General features: G+C 57.9%; 14 protein-coding genes, 1 tRNA gene and 1 pseudogene. 9 read left to right on the top strand and 7 right to left on the bottom strand.

The window, feature by feature from the left end:
• The first annotated feature begins 27 nt into the window (after positions 1 to 27).
• From AACO21_RS07440 to AACO21_RS07425, 4 genes are read left to right on the top strand one after another with little or no spacing between them, the layout of a single operon-like run.
• Entirely contained in the window at positions 28 to 2,622 is a 2,595-nt protein-coding gene (locus tag AACO21_RS07440; protein WP_346191881.1) for a tetratricopeptide repeat protein, read from the top strand.
• Positions 2,619 to 3,395: a glucose-1-phosphate cytidylyltransferase gene (gene rfbF, locus AACO21_RS07435; RefSeq protein WP_346191880.1), complete on the top strand. Its 777-nt coding sequence runs from the start codon at positions 2,619 to 2,621 to the stop codon at positions 3,393 to 3,395. The genes AACO21_RS07440 and rfbF overlap by 4 nt, the downstream gene beginning before the upstream one ends.
• Positions 3,388 to 4,482, top strand: a complete 1,095-nt coding sequence (gene rfbG, locus AACO21_RS07430) for a CDP-glucose 4,6-dehydratase (protein ID WP_346191879.1) — start codon at positions 3,388 to 3,390, stop codon at positions 4,480 to 4,482. The genes rfbF and rfbG overlap by 8 nt, the downstream gene beginning before the upstream one ends.
• Positions 4,482 to 5,012, top strand: coding sequence for a dTDP-4-dehydrorhamnose 3,5-epimerase family protein (locus AACO21_RS07425; protein WP_346191878.1), 531 nt, complete (start codon positions 4,482 to 4,484; stop codon positions 5,010 to 5,012). Before rfbG ends, AACO21_RS07425 begins: the two co-directional genes overlap by 1 nt.
• A gap of 172 nt (positions 5,013 to 5,184) precedes the next feature.
• Here AACO21_RS07425 and AACO21_RS07420 read toward each other — a convergent pair.
• The 4 genes and pseudogenes from AACO21_RS07420 to AACO21_RS07405 form a co-directional block, all read right to left on the bottom strand.
• Positions 5,185 to 5,901: pseudogene (locus AACO21_RS07420) on the bottom strand (transposase).
• A 279-nt stretch (positions 5,902 to 6,180) separates the two neighbouring features.
• A complete protein-coding gene (locus AACO21_RS07415; RefSeq protein ID WP_346191877.1) occupies positions 6,181 to 7,332 on the bottom strand; it encodes a biotin/lipoyl-containing protein in 1,152 nt (383 codons plus the stop codon).
• Positions 7,323 to 8,330 carry a transketolase C-terminal domain-containing protein gene (locus AACO21_RS07410; RefSeq protein WP_346191876.1) on the bottom strand — a complete coding sequence of 336 codons (1,008 nt, stop codon included), beginning with the start codon at positions 8,328 to 8,330 and terminating at the stop codon, positions 7,323 to 7,325. Before AACO21_RS07410 ends, AACO21_RS07415 begins: the two co-directional genes overlap by 10 nt.
• Positions 8,331 to 8,333: 3 nt before the next feature.
• A complete protein-coding gene (locus tag AACO21_RS07405) occupies positions 8,334 to 9,203 on the bottom strand; it encodes a thiamine pyrophosphate-dependent dehydrogenase E1 component subunit alpha (protein ID WP_346191875.1) in 870 nt (289 codons plus the stop codon).
• Positions 9,204 to 9,484: 281 nt separating this feature from the next.
• Here AACO21_RS07405 and AACO21_RS07400 point away from each other — a divergent pair, with 281 nt between their 5' ends.
• Genes AACO21_RS07400 through AACO21_RS07390 form a run of 3 tightly spaced genes read left to right on the top strand, consistent with a single transcriptional unit; the run spans position 9,485 to position 11,865 of the window.
• Positions 9,485 to 10,300 carry an SDR family oxidoreductase gene (locus tag AACO21_RS07400; protein WP_346191874.1) on the top strand — a complete coding sequence of 272 codons (816 nt, stop codon included), beginning with the start codon at positions 9,485 to 9,487 and terminating at the stop codon, positions 10,298 to 10,300.
• Positions 10,297 to 11,109 carry a TylF/MycF/NovP-related O-methyltransferase gene (locus tag AACO21_RS07395; RefSeq protein ID WP_346191873.1) on the top strand — a complete coding sequence of 271 codons (813 nt, stop codon included), beginning with the start codon at positions 10,297 to 10,299 and terminating at the stop codon, positions 11,107 to 11,109. Before AACO21_RS07400 ends, AACO21_RS07395 begins: the two co-directional genes overlap by 4 nt.
• A gap of 24 nt (positions 11,110 to 11,133) precedes the next feature.
• The gene (locus tag AACO21_RS07390; protein ID WP_346191872.1) at positions 11,134 to 11,865 is read left to right on the top strand and encodes a cephalosporin hydroxylase family protein; all 732 of its coding nucleotides are present in this window, start codon (positions 11,134 to 11,136) and stop codon (positions 11,863 to 11,865) included.
• Here AACO21_RS07390 and AACO21_RS07385 read toward each other — a convergent pair.
• A complete protein-coding gene (locus AACO21_RS07385; RefSeq protein WP_346191871.1) occupies positions 11,848 to 13,065 on the bottom strand; it encodes a glycosyltransferase family 2 protein in 1,218 nt (405 codons plus the stop codon). The genes AACO21_RS07390 and AACO21_RS07385 overlap by 18 nt on opposite strands.
• Positions 13,066 to 13,077: 12 nt before the next feature.
• Complete coding sequence (locus tag AACO21_RS07380) at positions 13,078 to 14,826, bottom strand: diguanylate cyclase (RefSeq protein WP_346191870.1); 1,749 nt, start codon at positions 14,824 to 14,826, stop codon at positions 13,078 to 13,080.
• A 51-nt stretch (positions 14,827 to 14,877) separates the two neighbouring features.
• On the opposite strand from AACO21_RS07380, the gene AACO21_RS07375 reads away from it, so the two are divergent.
• Positions 14,878 to 14,951 (top strand) — tRNA-Thr (locus AACO21_RS07375).
• Between the two features lie 12 nt (positions 14,952 to 14,963).
• On the opposite strand, the gene AACO21_RS07370 is transcribed toward AACO21_RS07375, so the two are convergent.
• A complete protein-coding gene (locus tag AACO21_RS07370; RefSeq protein WP_346191869.1) occupies positions 14,964 to 15,761 on the bottom strand; it encodes an IclR family transcriptional regulator in 798 nt (265 codons plus the stop codon).
• A gap of 96 nt (positions 15,762 to 15,857) precedes the next feature.
• Between AACO21_RS07370 and AACO21_RS07365 the strand changes: the two genes are divergently transcribed.
• Positions 15,858 to 16,475, top strand: a complete 618-nt coding sequence (locus AACO21_RS07365) for a ParA family protein (RefSeq protein ID WP_346191868.1) — start codon at positions 15,858 to 15,860, stop codon at positions 16,473 to 16,475.
• Positions 16,476 to 16,659: the final 184 nt, after the last annotated feature.

Here is a 16,659-nt window from a genome sequence, read left to right as displayed (position 1 = left end):
TGATCTCCGGAAGAACGGTTTCCTCTCATGCAGAACAATGCAGATCGCCTGGTAGGCGAAGGCCTCGATCACCACAAGGCTGGACGTTTCGATGATGCGGAGCGTTGTTATCACGCAGCGCTGGAACAGGATCCGGCATGTGCCGATGCTTGGCATCTGCTCGCATTGCTGGCCCGAGAAATTTCAATGCTGGACGTGGCTCTTGATCTCGTCGGGCAAGCAGTCAGTTTGTCGCCGGATGTTGCCCTGTTCCGGGTAACCCAGGGCGATATCCTGCGCGACAGTCAGGATATGGAGGGGGCGGAGGCCGCTTACAAAGCTGCGCTGGAGGTGATGCCGGGAAGTTTCGAGGCCATGAGTGCTCTGGGTTCTCTCTATCGTGCACTGCAGCGCACTGACGATGCCAAGCCTTATTTGATTGGAGCCCTGGCTTTACGGCCGCAGTCGCCTGAAGCCTTGAGTAACCTCGGGGCGCTCCTGGAAATGCAAGGGTACGTTCCGGAAGCCATAGAGTGCTACCGACGGGCTGTTATGTTGTCGCCGAATGATCCTGGACTGCTGTCTAACTTGGCTGCTGCTTTAGTGCAGTCAGGCGATTATTTGGCGGCGGAGCCTTATCTCTTACGGTGTATTGGCCTCAAACCCACTGATCCGTTTCCGGTTGTGCAATATTGTCGAGCCTTGCGTCATGCGAAGGAGTTTCAGCGCTCGCTAAGCCGGCTTGATCATGCCCTCATGCAATTTCCGTCGAACAGCGATTTGTTGCTAGAGAAAGGGATGTTGCTGATCAGCATGGAAGATACGGATCAGGCTGAAATTGTATTGGTTGATGCAGGGAGGGCTCATCCTCGTCCAGAGGTCAGTGTTGCCTTGGCCTCTATTGCCCAGATTAGGGGGGACGTTGAGCGTGCTGCGCGGTTGTGCCGCCAAGCCATTGGTATGCGCGAGGATTATGGGCCAGCGTGGAGTTTGCTCAGTCGTATCTTTTTTATGCAGCAAAGATTTGGTGATGCAGAAGGATGCTTGCGCAAGGTTATAGAAATGGAGCCGCGCGATGCAGAGTCCCTGAAGCTTCACGCGACTGTGCTCGGAATGCTCGGTCGACATGGAGAGTCATTGGCTGAATATGAGAGTGTAATGAAGATTAAGCCAGATCTTTCTGGTTTGTCTTATGAATATGGGTTGTGTTTACATCGGGTTGGGCGTTCAAAAGATGGGGTAGATTACCTGAGCGCTGTTTTGGCCAGTGAACCTCCTGAGAGCGAGTTTTTGGGGGCTGCTACAAATCTCGCAATCATTTATAAAGATTTGGGAGAGATGCGGAAAAGCTTGGATATTCAGCGCCTCGCTGTCGCTGAGCCACGCTATCATAGCAACCTGATTTTTTCGATGATGTATGCATCTGATGTTCAGCCAGAAGAGATTTTAGCTGAGGCTCAAGTCTACAATGAAACTCATTGCCGGAAGGTGATGCCTACTCTGCCGGTGTCGTTTGCTAACTTGCCAGAGCCTCAGCGCAAATTGCGCATTGGTTTTGTCTCCGGTGATTTACGGAATCATGCTGTTGCATATTTTGTGGACCCCGTCTGGCAAGAGCTGGATCGCGAACAGTTCGAGATTCATGCCTACTACACCCATTTCGTCACGGATCATGTCACCCGCCGCCTGAAAGGCCTGGCAACGCGCTGGCATAACGTGGGGGCGTTCAGCGAAGAGAAACTGCATGCACAGATCCTGGCCGATGGCATCGACATTCTCGTCGATCTGAGCGGCCATACCGCGGCGAACCGCTTGCTGGTCTTTGCACGCCGCGCTGCCCCGGTCCAGTTTGGTTGGCTGGGGCATCCGGCAACGACCGGGGTGAGCCAGATGGATTATCTGCTCACCAACCGCTATTCCGAACCGGAGGGCATGACGGAGCATCTGAGTACCGAAACGCTCTGGCGCATGCCCGAGAGTTATTGCGTGTACCGTCCGGGTTTGAACAGCCCTGCCGTGGCTGAGCAGGCGCCGTGCGAGACGCGCGGCTACGTGACGTTCGGGTGCTTCAATAACCTGGCCAAAGTGACCGAGGATGTCATCCGGGTCTGGTCCCGGATTCTGGTCGCCGTGCCGGATAGCCGCCTGATGCTCGAGTGGACGACCTTTTCCGACCCGGCCATCGCCGACCAGTTTGCCGCCCGCTTTGCGCCGTATGGCGTCAGCCGGGAGCGCCTGGAGCTGGTGCCGCGCCGCAAGGAAAACCAGTATCGGCTGTACAACGAAATCGACTGCGCGCTTGATCCCTTCCCCTGTAATGGCGGCACAACGGGCTTCGATACCGTCTGGATGGGCGTGCCGTATGTCACGCTCGCCGGCCGCCATCTGATGTCGCGCATGGGGGTCATGATTCTTTCCAACGTCGGCCTGTCGCATCTGATTGCGCAGACGGAGGACGAGTATGTGGCGCTGGCTGCCCGTCTGGCAACGGATCGGGACTACCTGATGGCGCAACGCGCCAACCTGCGTGAACGCATGCAGGGGAGCCCGCTCATGGATGCGGCACGATTTACCCGTCACTTTGAGGCAGCGCTGCGCGGCATGTGGCAGCGCTGGTGTGCACAACAGGAGGGGCAAGCATGAAGGCCGTGATCCTGGCCGGGGGGTTGGGGACCCGGATTTCCGAAGAGTCGCATCTGCGTCCGAAGCCGATGATCGAGATCGGCGGCAAGCCGATCCTGTGGCACATCATGAAGCAGTACTCCAGCCACGGCATCAACGAGTTCATCATCTGCCTCGGTTACCGTGGCTACGTGATCAAGGAGTACTTCGCCAACTACTTCCTTCATTCGTCCGATGTCACCTTCGACATGCGCGGCAACCGGATGGAAGTGCACGAAGAGCATGCCGAGCCGTGGCGGGTCACGCTGGTCGATACCGGCCAGGATACGATGACCGGCGGCCGCCTGAAGCGCGTGCGCAAGTACCTCGATGACGATGCGCCTTTCTGTTTTACCTACGGCGATGGCGTCTCGACGGTCAACATCACGGAACAGGTCGAATTCCACAAGCAGCATGGCCGTCTGGCCACCGTGACCGCGGTGCTGCCGCCCGGGCGCTATGGTGCGCTCGAACTGTCCGGCAGCCAGGTCAGCGGTTTCCGCGAGAAGCCGCCGGGCGATGGCGGCTGGATCAATGGCGGCTTTTTCGTCCTGTCGCCCAAGGTCATCGACTACATCGAGCACGATGCCATGCCCTGGGAACAGGACCCGATGAACCGGCTGGCGGCGGAAGGGCAGATGGAAGCCTACTATCACAGCGGCTTCTGGCAGGCGATGGATACGCTGCGCGAGAAGAACCTGCTGGAAGAACTCTGGGCCTCCGGCAAGGCGCCCTGGAAAGTCTGGCATGACTGAACGCTGGTCCGGCCCGGATGCGGCCTTCTGGCGCGGCAAGCGGGTCTTGCTGACCGGGCACACCGGTTTCAAGGGAAGCTGGCTGGCCATCTGGCTGCGCGAACTGGGCGCTGACGTGGTGGGCATGGCCTTGCCGCCCGAGTCGCCGGCGCAGTTGTTCGTGGCGGCAGACGTGGCGCCGTTGTTGCACGGGCACCACCTTGTCGATATCCGCGATGCCGATGCGGTGGTGCAGATGGTGCGCGCCTGTCAGCCGGAGATTGTCCTGCATCTGGCGGCACAAGCCTTGGTGCGATCGAGCTACCGCGAGCCGGTCGAGACATTCGCGACCAATGTGACGGGCACGATGCAGGTTCTTGAGGCCTGCCGCGCGGTCGACTCGGTCCGCAGCATCGTCGTGGTGACGACCGACAAGTGCTACCGCAACCGCGAATGGGACTGGGGTTACCGCGAAGATGAACCGCTGGGCGGGGATGACCCGTATAGCGCCAGCAAGGCGGCCACGGAAATCCTCGCGCATGCGTGGCGTACGTCGTTTTTTAGCGCGCGTGGTGTTGGGCTGGCGACCGTTCGGGCCGGCAATGTGATCGGGGGCGGTGACTGGGCGCTCGATCGTCTGGTGCCGGATGCCATCCGTGCTTTTGCCGCAGGTCAGCCCCTGATTTTGCGAAAACCGCAGGCAACGCGCCCGTGGCAGCATGTGCTGGAACCCTTGTCGGGCTATCTGCGTGTGGCGGAAGGCTTGTATCGCGGCGAGGCGATTGCCGAAGCCTGGAATTTTGGGCCGGATGAGGCCGGGGTGCGTGCCGTCGGTGAGGTGGCAGCCAGCATGGCCAGCCTCTGGGGCGGCAGTGCGACCGTGCGCCATGAGATCGACCCGGCGGCGCCGCACGAAGCCGGCTTGCTCAGTCTGACCTCGGCGAAGGCGCGAGCGCGTTTGGGGTGGCGTCCGCAGTGGCCGATCGACGAAGCGCTCGCTCAGACGGTCGACTGGTATAAAGCGGCACAAAATGCCTCCCCGGCGGCGGTGCTGGCCCTCACCCGGCAACAGATTGCCGCTTATCAAACCCGCTTGAGGCAGGCCTGATGGACTTCATCGATACGCCCTTGGCCGGTTTGCGCCTGGCGCGCCTGGCGCCAATCTGCGATGACCGTGGCTATTTTTCCCGCTTGTATTGCCAGGAAACCCTGGCGCGGGCGGGCTTTCCCGACCCCATCCAGCAATGCAACCAGTCCCTGACCCTGAAAGCCGGGACCGTGCGCGGCATGCACTATCAGGTCTCGCCGCATGCCGAAACCAAGTTCGTGCGCTGTACCAGCGGCCGTATCTGGGATGTTGCGGTGGATATCCGCCCGGATTCGCCGACCTATGGCCAGTGGTTTGCGCAGGAACTGACACCGGATAATTTCCTGATGATGCTGATTCCGGAGGGCTTCGCCCACGGCTTTCAGGCGCTGGATGCCGGGTCCGCCATCTTGTACATGGTGTCCAAACCCTATTGCGCAGCCGCAGAGCGCGGGCTGCGTTTTGATGACCCGAGTGTCGGGATTGACTGGCCTTTGCCGCCCATCGATGTGTCGCCGCGCGATCGTCTGCATCCCGTTTTGTTTTCTTGATTTGTTGCATTGGGGGCGTTTTGCCTCTTCAGTCGAGCAGCGCGTAATTTATATATGTGGCTCGAATGGGGGGTGTTGAATGCGTAAAGATCGAAGAGCTGCCAAATCTAAGATGGCCAGCGTTTCACTTGGCTACTTAGTGACCTCCTCCCGGCTAACCGAGCAGTCGGAATTAGAGGTTTCCGACTTCAAGGTGAGCGATGCGGAACTCGCTCGGGGTCAGGTTGCCCAGCGAACTGTGCGGCCTGAATTCGTTGTAATCCAAACGCCAATGCTCAATCTTCTCACGGGCGTCACTCAGCGATAGGAACCACGGCAGCAACCCGACGACGTGGCCGCTTGCTACGCAGGTTCAGGCCTTCCTCGCAGTAAATTCGGTAAGTCTTCTTGTGATTGATCAGCCAGCCTTCGCGCCGCAGCAGTACGTGGATGCGTTCAGCACCATAACAAATGCGCGTGGCCGCAATCTCACGAATTCACTGCCGCTCAGCACGGTCGTCTCTCGGCGTGGGGCGATAGAAATATGTTGCTTGGCGCAGTTGAATCACGGCCGTCGCTCGCCGAATACTGACGCGGTAGGCATCAATGAGAAAGTTCGCCAGCTCACGCTTGCAAGCTGGCTTCACAGCTTTTTTTGGATGACCTCCTGCAACATCTGCTTATCCAGGCTCAGATCGGCCACCATGCGCTTGAGTCGCGCATTCTCCTCTTCAAGCTGCTTCAGCCGGCGTAACCCGGTGACGCCCAGACCACCGTATTTCTTCTTCCAGTTGTAGACCGTCGCCTCGGATATGCCCATCTTGCGACAGACCTCTCCAACAACGGTGCCGGACTCCGCCTGACGCAATGCAAACGCGATCTGCTCTTCGGTGTATTTCGATTTCTTCATGTCAAATCTCCTGCCCAGATGGGCGCTAAATTTGCCAGAAATCTCTACTTTTCACCGCTACGGTTTTTCGGGGGAAGGTCAAGGAAAATTGATTTCGTCAATGAAAAGCGCAGCAAAATCTTGCTGCGAGACATGCTTTGAGAATTTTTCGAATGCAGTCCCCGCGCTTTTTCAAGCATATTCATTCATTGCATGCCGGTAATCCTTTTCTTCGGATGAAGAACGTCTTGGCTCTCGAAACACAGATGGGTCTGTCGTGCTCCCCTTGGGTTTAGATTTTTATTTGACAGTGCGAAATACTGCGTTAGTCGTGCTCTTGACTAATGTACGTGCCGGCACATGAGAAGTAACAACTACACCAGACGCAATGACAGATTCGGAACCGATCTTTAATTGTGGTTCGATGGCGACTTGCATACCAAATTTTACGTGATCGCCAACAGAGACTGCTCCAGCAAGCGAAGTCCTTGGACCAAAGGTGCAGTGGTTTCCAATTTCGGAGTGATGCTCGATAAATGTTCCGGCAGCGAGGAAATTGTTATTCCCGATTTTAACACCTGTCGCTAGATAGGCGCCGTATATAATTAGATTGCCTTTGCCAAGAATGACATCGCGCCCGATTCTAGCTTCGGGGTCAATGACGTTGGTGAATGGAATGCCCATTTTTATAAATCGGTTGTAGATCTTGGCGCGGTCAAAAACATCGCGCACGATAGTTGAGATCACCGCATCGAATGCACCATCCCGCCACAGGGCATCAACTAATTCGAATCCTCCTAAAATCGGAATTCCCATCAATTCCATTCCTGCCATCTTGGGATTGTTGTCGAGAATTCCTACTGCTGCCTGGTTCATCTTCCGTGCCAGGATATCCAATACCAGCGCGGCACCTCCACCTCCTCCCAGGATGAGAATGCGCTCAATATTTTTTTCATGTGCGAATCTGATATTGATTGGGGCAGCCTTAAAGGCCGAAGGTGACGTTACGGGAGAATTCAAATCCCGAGCAGCAGCTTTGACCATATCCTCATTAACAACCTCGCCGGGATGCTGTTTAGCTAATATTACAAGATCTATTCCCAGTCTGTCCGCCGATATCTTGGCTTTCTTAGTCCATTGCATTTGTGAGGCCACTGGCGCAATAGCGTCACGGGGGGGGGGGGCTGGTGGTGTCAGATCGGGCACTAATTCGATGGCTGATTCAGCGATAAAGCCAATGGGATACCCTACCTCATAGCTTTGTCCGGATGGGGCGGTTGCTCGAAGGACCCCATCAGCTTCGGCGATCACCTCCACGGCACTTTTTGTTGTCTCGACGACACAAAGGGTATCCCCTTTTCGCACGGAGTCTCCGTCATTAACTGACCAACTGACTAATTCGACTGATTGATCGTTAACATTGATCATGGGCATTAGCAGAATTATTCCCATGAGATTACCTCCAGAATCGCAGCCTCAATCTTCTCTTTGGTAACTAGCATTTCGTTTTCCTGGGTGTGAGATGTTGGAATTATTTCTCGTTCCGAAGCAACTATTCTTATCGGTGCCTGCAAACGTCCCCAGAGTTTTTCGTAAAGACATGCAGCAACACCGGTTGCCCAGTTAAATCCATCATGACCTTCATCCACAATAACAATTCTGCCGGGATTGGCCGTGTACTGAACCAGTAAATCCTGCGGAAATGGATCAATGCACTCAGGGAATATCGCTACCACGCGAATTTCGTCTATAGCCAACTCCCGTAAAAGGTTCGGTAAGTGCCTAGTCGCGCCCCCATAGGCTATGAGAGCGACATCGACCTCCCCCACGGAAAAATTCTGAACAATAGTTGTTTCGTATCCTGTTTCATCTTTGACTACGTCAAACACGAAACCAGGGGATGCTTCTTGCAACCTTTCTCCATAAAGTAATTTGCTTTCAATAAATATCACCGGCCCTTGTTCTGCTTGCACGATTTTCTGCAAAGTTCGACCAGGAGAATGAAAGTGAGAGGGTGCAATAATTTTGAGTCCCGGTAAGCCAAAGAACATTTTCTCGATCGACTGGCTATGTGTCGGCCCGTAGCCTCGACCGCCACCCATCGGTGTGCGAATGATCAAAGGACACAAAACATTCGAATACATCAACGGAAACTTGGCTGCGTGATTAACTAGTTGGTCAGCGCACAGTGTCAGGAAATCTCCAAACATGATTTCGATAATTGGCACATTCCCGCGCAAAGCCAAGCCAGCACCGATCCCTGTAATCGCCGCTTCAGAAATCGGAGTTGTCAGTACGCGATCTGGATAAAGGGTTGAAAGTCCAGTAGTGACCTTAAATGCACCGCCATAGGGATCAAGAACGTCTTCGCCCAGCAGTATTACCCGTGGATCACTCTCAAATAGAGACTTCAATCCTTTTTGCAAACTCTGAAGATAAGTAAGTGCCATGGGTTAGGTCAGAGAAAATTCGGCAAGCAAATCTTGCAATTCCCCATTGCAACGCGCTTGAGTGTTCGCAATCGTTGCAGCGGGCAGTTGTGCTTCGACCTTCTTGAGAGGGTCGCGCTCATGGCAACGTGCAATTTCATCCTTCGCACGGGTGTCATCACTCTTGCTGTGCGGACCTAGGCGGCAGGTGTCGAGCACTAGGCAACGCGGACTTGGAACTACGCGCATTTCCTCGATTAGCCGGTCCGTGGTGGATCGAACGGCCAGCACATCATTGCCATCTACTTTTTCGGTGCAGACGCCAAATGCGACAGGAATATTCTCGATTGGGCTGGCGTGTGCCAGTATTTCGGGTGTGGTTTGGGCAATATGATTGTTCTCGATCACAAGCAGCAGCGGCAAGCTCCATAGTGCTGCGATATTAATCGCCTCGTAGATGACGCCTTCTGCCATGGCGCCATCGCCAGCAAAAACGACGCTAATACCCTGTTGGTCGCTGCGCTTCTGGGCTAAAGCAATTCCCGTTGCGACGGGCACCATGCCACCTAGAACTCCATTTGAATAGAAATTCTTTGAGTGTAAATGCTGGCTACCGCCTTTGCCTGCGCATATGCCCGAATCGCGCCCGATGATTTCGTCAAGGAGCCCCTTCATATCCCCGCCAAACGCTAAAAAATGGCCATGGCCTCGATGATTGGAACAAACTGTATCTCGCCTAGGGTCAAGCGCTCCAGCGACACCTACGGCGCATGCTTCTTGTCCCAAGCAGGTATGAACCGTCCCACGTAAAATGCCGCGTGAAAACAACTTGAGTAACGCTTCCTCAAAGAGTCGTATTCGCAACATTTGTGCATAAAAGCCGTCGAGACCCATAAAATCCCCATTTCAAGTCTTTGATCAGCCTGCTGAAGGCTGATGGCACGAATCCTACCGCCATTAGATCCATCTAGACAATTATGTCGTAGGGCATCATTCCATCGAAAATCCGATCTCCTCTCGTTTTTTGGGCAGATGCGAGAGTTCTGGGTCAGAAAACGGTGTCAGGAAAAACTGGTAGCATGAAGACCGTCCTTCGGCAGATGATACGCCAAGGGGTCCTCAAAGTTAGATTGCCTTGATCTTGGTTAAATTAGGCGAGGCCCGGAGAGAGATAGGTGCTGAATACTGTTTTAGGTGCAGGTGGGTTCATCGGTTCGAATTTGGTTCGGTTCTTGAGGGCGTTGAAAAAACCGGTCTGGGCGCCGGCGCGCGGAGAGGCCGCGATATTCGAGCAGCCGCTGGGCGATGTGTATTACTGTATCGGATTGACTTCGGATTTCCGTGAGCAGCCGTTTGCTACGGTCGAGGCCCATGTCAGCTATCTGGCGCGCGTCCTGCGCGAGGCCCGGTTCGATCGCCTGATTTACCTGTCCAGCACCCGTGTTTACAGTGCAGCGGGAGAGACCGATGAAGCGGCGGTTTGCAGCGTCCAGGCGCGCTCGATGAGCGATTTGTACAACCTCTCCAAGCTGCTCGGCGAGAGCCTCTGTTTTAATGCCGGGCGGCCCGGCATCAAGGTCGTGCGCATGTCGAATGTCTATGGTGCCGATTTCAGTTCCCGCAACTTCCTGGCCAGCCTGATTCTCGAAGGGCTCGAGCAGGGGCGGATCGAGTTGGGAACGGCCCTTGATTCGGGCAAGGACTATCTCCACGTGCAGGATGCGGTGGTTCAGTTGATCGATATTCTGCACAACGGTGCGGGCGACCTCTATAACCTTGCTTCAGGTTGCAACGTCAGCAATGGTGAGCTGGTGGCGAAGATTGCCGAGATCCTGAATGTGCCCTGGTCGGTTCGGCCGGGGGCGCCGGCGTTTGATTTTCCTCCCATCCGGATTGCCCGTCTGAAAGCCGAATTTCCCTCTTTTCAACCCCGTGCCGTGCTGGATGATCTGGCCGGCCTGTGCGCAGTCTATGCGGAGTCCCTGCGATGAGCGATCTAATCTTGGCAGAAGCCATCCTGGCCCATGTGAAGGCCGGCGGCCGGGTCATGGATGTCTTGAACAATCTGGCGCCGATTTACGCCGAAGGCGAGCGCTACGATCTCGCCTGCTGCGGGCCGTTTGCGATGCCATGGCGGCATGACGCGATGTTCCGGATCATCTATGAGGAGGCCGAGCGCATTGAGCGGGGGGCCTGGCGTGGGTTCGGCGTCGAGTCGCGCGCCTATGTCCTGCTGCGTATGGCTGAGCTGGCCTTGCAGGCCGTCGAGGGCGATTTTGTCGAGTGTGGGGTCTTCCGGGGTGGCTCGGCGCTATTGGCTGCTACGGCCTTGCAGAATGTGGGTGGTGGGGTACGCTTCCATCTCTTCGATACCTTTGCCGGTGTTCCGGAGGCGGGTCTCACCGAAGCTGAGCGCGCCGCCCGGATCGGGGGGAGCTTCGATGACGTCTCGCTGGATGAAACGCGTGCCAATCTGGCGGCATTCGCCGATTTTCTCGATTTTCACCCGGGTTTCGTGCCGGATACCTTTGCCGGCGCGGGCGTGGGCAAGGTGCGCTATGCCCACATCGACATCAATACCGGGCAGGCCACGCGTGCCTGCCTTGAATATCTGGTGCCGCGCCTGGTCGATGGCGGGGTGGTCGTGCTCGACGATTATGGCTGGCCGGCCTATGTCGATTGCAAGCAAGTGACTGATGACTACTTTGCCGAGATGGACCTGCCGGGTGTCATGGCTTTGCATACCGGTCAGGCCATTTACGTTCATCGCGCCGATGCCCGGCGCATTCTCAATTTTTGATCGATTCACAGAAACGGGGACGCCATGAATCCATTGGAACAATTCGAACAGGAAAAACAGGATCGCATCGTCAGCTATACCCGCGATCCCGAGTTCAAGGGGCTGTCGCAGGCCTGGATTTCGCAGGCCATGCGCAAATACTGGGTGTACAACTTCAGCTGGATGGGCCGTCCGATCATTCAGAACCCGGTCGACATGATCGCGCTGCAGGAAATCGTCTGGCAGGTGAAGCCGGATCTGATCATCGAAACCGGCGTGGCACATGGCGGCTCGGTGATCTACTCCGCCTCGCTGCTCGAACTGATCGGCCACGGCGAAGTGGTGGGCATCGACATCGATATCCGCGATCACAACCGTCCGCTGATCGAAAATCATCCGATGGCCAAGCGCCTGAAGCTGATTCAGGGCTCCAGCATCGATCCGGCCGTGGTGCAGCAGGTGCATGAACTGGCCAAGGGTAAGGAACGCATCCTCGTCTGCCTCGACTCGAACCACACGCACGAACACGTGATGGCCGAGCTGGCCGCCTATGCGCCGCTGGTCTCGCCGGGCAGCTACTGCATCGTGTTCGACACCATCGTCGAAGACATGCCGCCGGGTTCCTTCCCGAACCGTCCGTGGGAAGTGGGCGACAACCCGAAAACCGCCGTGGTCGAGTTCCTCAAGCAGCATCCGGAATTCGAGACGGATGCCCACTACGCCGACAAGCTGATGACCTCGCTCGTGGGCTGTGGCTATCTACGACGCAAGGCCTGAGGCCTCGCCGACGGTCAACCCGAATTCGGGGGCCAATTCCTGCAGGGCCGCCGCGATCCCGAAGCGTTGCTGAAGGTCGCGGCAGCAGGCCATTAACTGGGCCTTGCCGCCGCTCAGGTTGGCCAGCAGGAGGGTGTAACGCAGCACCAGGCGGTGCTGCGGGTTGAGTTCGAGCGCGCGGCTGAGTGTGCTGGTGCAGGCGGCCAGGTCGCCACGGGCCAGCGCCAGGCGGGTCAGGCCGAGCAGCGCATTGATGTGGGTTGCTGCAGGCGCACGCTCGGCTTCGCAGGCGGTGATGGCGGCCAGGAAATCCATTTCGGCGCCGCGCAGGTCGCCGGCAGTTTCGAGAAAGAGACCGCGGGTTTCAAGATAGTCCAGTGTGGGGACGACCGGCCGCAGGGCGAGAATCTGCAGGGCCCGGGCCGGGACCTGTTCTCCCAATGTCCGGGCCAGTCTCGCCAGCAGGTCGCCGCCCCAGTGCTGGCGAGCGAGGGCATCGGCCGGCAGGTGCGAGAGCGTGTCCAGCAGGCGCTCGGCGGTCGATTGGGCGAGCGCGGCATCCTGCCAGTAATGCGCCAGCTCCAGCAGCTTGTGGGCGCTGTAAAGGTCGTCCGGCCGTTGGGTTAGCGCGGTTTCGAGAATGGCCTGATCGCGTTGGCGCTTCTGGCGCTGTCGCATCCAGTGGGCGGTATAGCCGACATGGTCGACATGGCCGGGCAGGTGCCGGAGGGCTCGGTTTTCTGCGGCCAGCATGGCGTTGACCGTCGGATTGACGCTCTCGTGAATGGCATGTTCGAAACGAATGCCGGGGCGGCGCCGAAACAGGCGGAGCAGGCGCGTTTCGGTGTAGTCGCCGGTTTCCCGTTGGTTACGCATGAGCACGGTGGCGGCACCGGCCGTGGGGTCGTCGTCGAGCGCGCGGATGGCTGCGATCAATGTCGGGCTGGGCGTTTCGTCCGGGTCGAGGTAGAGCACCCAGTCACCCGTTGCCAGTGCCAGGCTGGCATTGCGGGCGGCGGCAAAATCGTCGATCCAGGGGAAATGAGTCAGGCGGGCGCCCGCTTGCTCCAGGATCCGGCAGGTGTCGTCGGTCGAGCCGGTGTCGGCCACACATAACTCATCCCACAGTCCGTCTACTGCCTGCAAAAAGCCGGGAAGCAGCTCGGCTTCATTGCGCACGATCATGCAGAGGGAAATCATGCGGGGCTGCGCTCAGCTCTGAACGACGCGGTTCTTGCCGGTCTGCTTGGCCTGGTACATGGCTTCGTCTGCCCGCTTGAGCACGCTGGCCTGGGTGTCGTCGGGCTGCATCTGGGTGACGCCGGCGCTGAACGTGATCAGGACTTTTTCGTTGTCGTGCAGGAAGAAGCGCTTGGTCAGCTCGCGCTGCAGACGGGTCAGGGCCGCAGTGGCATCCGCCAGCGGGGTTTCCGGGAGCAGGATGATGAATTCCTCGCCGCCGTAACGGGCGACCGTGTCCTGCGGTCGCAGGGTTTCGCGGCAGACGCGGGCCAGATGGACGAGGGCCTGGTCGCCGGCGTCGTGTCCCATCGAGTCGTTGAGTTTCTTGAAGTTGTCGATGTCGAGCAGGCCGACGCAGAGCACGGTGTCGTGTCGGTTGGCGCGGGCCGTTTCCTTCTCGAACATTTCTTCCAGGCCGCGTCGGTTGAGAACGCCGGTCAGCTGGTCGTAGCGCACCAGTTCGCTGGTCTTGGCGAGCTCGTCTTCCAGTTCGCGGATGCGTGCTTCGGACTCCTTGACCTGCGCCTGCGTGCTGCGCAACTCGTCGCGGGATTTCTGGGCATTGCGCTGGATGGTCTCGGTCTCGCGCATGACATCGGTGAGCACGGTGCCGAGCTCGGAAATGTCGCGGGCGCTGCTGATGCGCTGGGCGCAGGTTTCGATCTTGTCGTGGTAATCCGAGGTGGCATCGGCAAAGTCGGCCAGATGGTCGACGAAACCGGCGAGCATTTTCTGCAGCGAGGCTTTGGCTTCCTGCAGGCTGAACTTGAGCTGGCTCTGCTTGAAGATCACTTCCTTGAGGCGCCGTTCGGCATCGTCGAGGGCGCGCTGCGACAAGGGCTGGGTGATGATGTCGCGCACCACTTCGATCTGGCCATGCAGCCATTGGTCGTCGAGGACCAGTTCGGTCACGTTTTCGACGAGCAGGCGGAGCAGGCCGAGCAGGCTGTTGCGCAATTCGGCCTGGTCTTCGGCGAGCAGTTCGAGCTTGAAGGCGAAACGCTTGAGCTGGGTCAGGAACTGCTTCAGCTCATCCGGCGTGGCTGCGCGCCGGATGGTCTTGGCCAGGGCCTGTGCGTCGCTGGCCAGGGCGGGCGAGGCAATAAGCTGGGTCGAGATGGCGGTTTCGAGCGTGTAGGCAAAGAGCTCGCGCATTTCGGGCAATAAATTGCCGTCGACCGTCGTCAAGGGGGCGGGAGCACTCTCGGTGACCTCTTTGTCGTCCGAACGCAACTCCGGCTTGCCCTGTCCCCAGGCTCGCATCAGGTTTTGCAGGCGGGTGTAGAGGTTGTCCGGATTCGCACCGGCGCTGTTCAGGATATGGTCGAGCGCCTCGCGCTTGCGTGCCGTGGTCAGGCCGACGTGCTTGGCATCCCACTGCACGATCAGGTCACCAATCAGTTGTGCCCAGCCGAGCTTCTGCGATTCGGCCAGGTTGGCGACAAATTCGCTCAGGGCGCGCTGGTAGTCGTCCCAGTTGGCACTTTTGACCGCCTCATCGAGCAGCCGGGCCAGGCGCAGTTGATCCGGCGAAGAGCGGGGCAGGGCGTTGGCCAGCGAGCGCAGCTGCTTTTCCGGAAAGCCGGCGGTCGACGGCTGCGTGCCGCTGATTTCGTGATAAATCGTCAGGTAGTTGTCGGGCGTCGGCGGGGTGCGCCGGGCTGCCAGCAACTTCAGCGTCTCGCGGGCGATTTCGAACGGATTGGTCGGTGTGGTCATGTATCGCGTTCTCGTTCAAACAGCTATAATCGCGGCCGCTCCAATCAGAGCGCCCCCGTAGCATGAAGGTCGTGCAGTTGATTTGTAATCATCAGGACTTGGTTCGATTCCGAGCGGGGGCACCAGGTTTGCGCCACTTATTTGGCCGCCTGATAGCCTAGTCTTTGTGAAAGCAAGGCGCTTGCCTGCAGCATGGCGCTGGCAACCGGGCTATCCCATTCCACATTGAATTCGCCGACGGGCCCCAGCGATGTAATCGCCGCCACCATGTGCCCCGTGTGGTCATAGACCGGTGCGCTGAATCCGTTGATGCCCGGCGTCAGGCTGCCGGTGGCGCGCGAAATGCCGTGTTCCCGGATTTCAGTGAGCTGCTTTTCCAGTTGCCGGCGCAGGGTCGTGACGGCAATTTTCTGTTCCTTGGCCTGCTTGTCGAGTTCCTGGTCCAGCAACTTCTTCAGGTAGGGCGCGCGCATGAAGGCGGAAAAGGCGCGGCCGGTGGCCGAGTTGTACAGCGGCAGCACCGTGCCGGCGCGCAGGGTAACCGTGACCGGGCCGCCCGCATCGAAAATCCGGACGATGGTGGCGCCGTGCGTGCCCCAGACAGCCAGAGCCACTGTTTCATGGACGGTTTCGCACAGTTCTTCAAGAATCGGGGTGGCCAGCCGAACCGGGTCGAGTCGCCCCAGGCCGGAGAGGCCGAGTTCCAGCGCGTAGGCGCCAAGATCGTAGCGGCCGCTGGCGGCATCCTGCTCAATCAGACCAATGCGCATGAAGCTGACCATGTAACGATGCGCCTTGGCGGGCGGCATGCCGGCCCCCTTGGCAATGTCGCGCAGCATCATCGGTCGGTTGTGGGCGGCCAGTACTTTGAGCAGGCTGAAGCCAACCTCGATGGACTGAATCCCCTGGCGATCTTGGGCAACTTTGGTGGTCATGGCGGCGTGGCGGTACAAAAGTGCCTATTCTATTCGTGTAGGAGTCGGCTGCGTCGATGAATATAATCATGGCAACCATAATTCAGGGAGTGGTATATGCGAGCAGTGCTGGTGGCCAATCCAAAAGGCGGGGCAGGCAAGACAACCTTGTCGACCAATCTGGCGGGGGCGTTTGCCAATCAGGGCAAGTCTGTAACCTTGTGCGATCTGGATCGCCAGCAGTCCGCCTTGCGCTGGATGGCGTTCCGTGAGCCGGCTCTGCCGCCGGTGACCGGCTATTTCGGTGGCGGGCAGATTGTTCTGAATCTGCCGCAGGAGGCTGACTGGGTCGTGCTGGATGCACCGGCGGGCTTGCAGGGATACAAACTCAACGATTATCTGCGCGTGGTGGATAAGGTCGTGGTCCCGTTGGTGCCGTCGATTTTTGATATGGCGGCCACGGAAGATTTCCTGAATTCGATTCGCAACGACATGCGCGGGCGTCGGGATCGAATCGGCGTGGTGGCCATGCGCGTGGATCCGCGGACCAAGGCCGCCGGGATGCTGGAAGAGTACATGCGCCATTTCGATATTCCAATTTTGGCGTATTTGCGAAATACCCAGAACTATGTCAATGTGGCGACTCAGGGCATGACGGTTTTCGATCCGCCCAAAGCCCGGCATCGCAAGGATGTCGAGCAGTGGGGGCCGCTGCTGGAGTGGCTTTCGGCCTGAATGTAAAAATATTTAAATTCCCCGCTAAAGTTTTATGAAAAGCAGTCGTTTACCCTAGTTGGGTACGGCTGCTTTTTTTGTGGCCGGCAAGATTGTCGTCGTCGAATGGCTTTGTTGCACAAATCAGTTTAAGGCCGAGTTTCCCCTTACACCTGACGGATTTATGGCATAGCCACCGTAACTG

Origin of the sequence: Dechloromonas sp. ZS-1, from assembly GCF_039649255.1 — a bacterium.
In the GTDB taxonomy this organism is placed as follows: domain Bacteria; phylum Pseudomonadota; class Gammaproteobacteria; order Burkholderiales; family Rhodocyclaceae; genus Azonexus.
Note: the sequence above shows the minus strand (reverse complement) of the source record. Positions and strands in the feature narration are given on the sequence as shown.

What these genes read in the sequence shown, in the direction of transcription:
- AACO21_RS07440 (WP_346191881.1), top strand. Translation starts at nt 28, where the DNA reads ATGCAGAACAATGCAGATCGCCTGGTAGGCGAAGGCCTCGATCACCAC.
- rfbF (WP_346191880.1), top strand. Translation starts at nt 2,619, where the DNA reads ATGAAGGCCGTGATCCTGGCCGGGGGGTTGGGGACCCGGATTTCCGAA.
- rfbG (WP_346191879.1), top strand. Translation starts at nt 3,388, where the DNA reads ATGACTGAACGCTGGTCCGGCCCGGATGCGGCCTTCTGGCGCGGCAAG.
- AACO21_RS07425 (WP_346191878.1), top strand. Translation starts at nt 4,482, where the DNA reads ATGGACTTCATCGATACGCCCTTGGCCGGTTTGCGCCTGGCGCGCCTG.
- AACO21_RS07415 (WP_346191877.1), bottom strand. Translation starts at nt 7,332, where the DNA reads ATGGGAATAATTCTGCTAATGCCCATGATCAATGTTAACGATCAATCA.
- AACO21_RS07410 (WP_346191876.1), bottom strand. Translation starts at nt 8,330, where the DNA reads ATGGCACTTACTTATCTTCAGAGTTTGCAAAAAGGATTGAAGTCTCTA.
- AACO21_RS07405 (WP_346191875.1), bottom strand. Translation starts at nt 9,203, where the DNA reads ATGGGTCTCGACGGCTTTTATGCACAAATGTTGCGAATACGACTCTTT.
- AACO21_RS07395 (WP_346191873.1), top strand. Translation starts at nt 10,297, where the DNA reads ATGAGCGATCTAATCTTGGCAGAAGCCATCCTGGCCCATGTGAAGGCC.
- AACO21_RS07390 (WP_346191872.1), top strand. Translation starts at nt 11,134, where the DNA reads ATGAATCCATTGGAACAATTCGAACAGGAAAAACAGGATCGCATCGTC.
- AACO21_RS07385 (WP_346191871.1), bottom strand. Translation starts at nt 13,065, where the DNA reads ATGATTTCCCTCTGCATGATCGTGCGCAATGAAGCCGAGCTGCTTCCC.
- AACO21_RS07380 (WP_346191870.1), bottom strand. Translation starts at nt 14,826, where the DNA reads ATGACCACACCGACCAATCCGTTCGAAATCGCCCGCGAGACGCTGAAG.
- AACO21_RS07370 (WP_346191869.1), bottom strand. Translation starts at nt 15,761, where the DNA reads ATGACCACCAAAGTTGCCCAAGATCGCCAGGGGATTCAGTCCATCGAG.
- AACO21_RS07365 (WP_346191868.1), top strand. Translation starts at nt 15,858, where the DNA reads ATGCGAGCAGTGCTGGTGGCCAATCCAAAAGGCGGGGCAGGCAAGACA.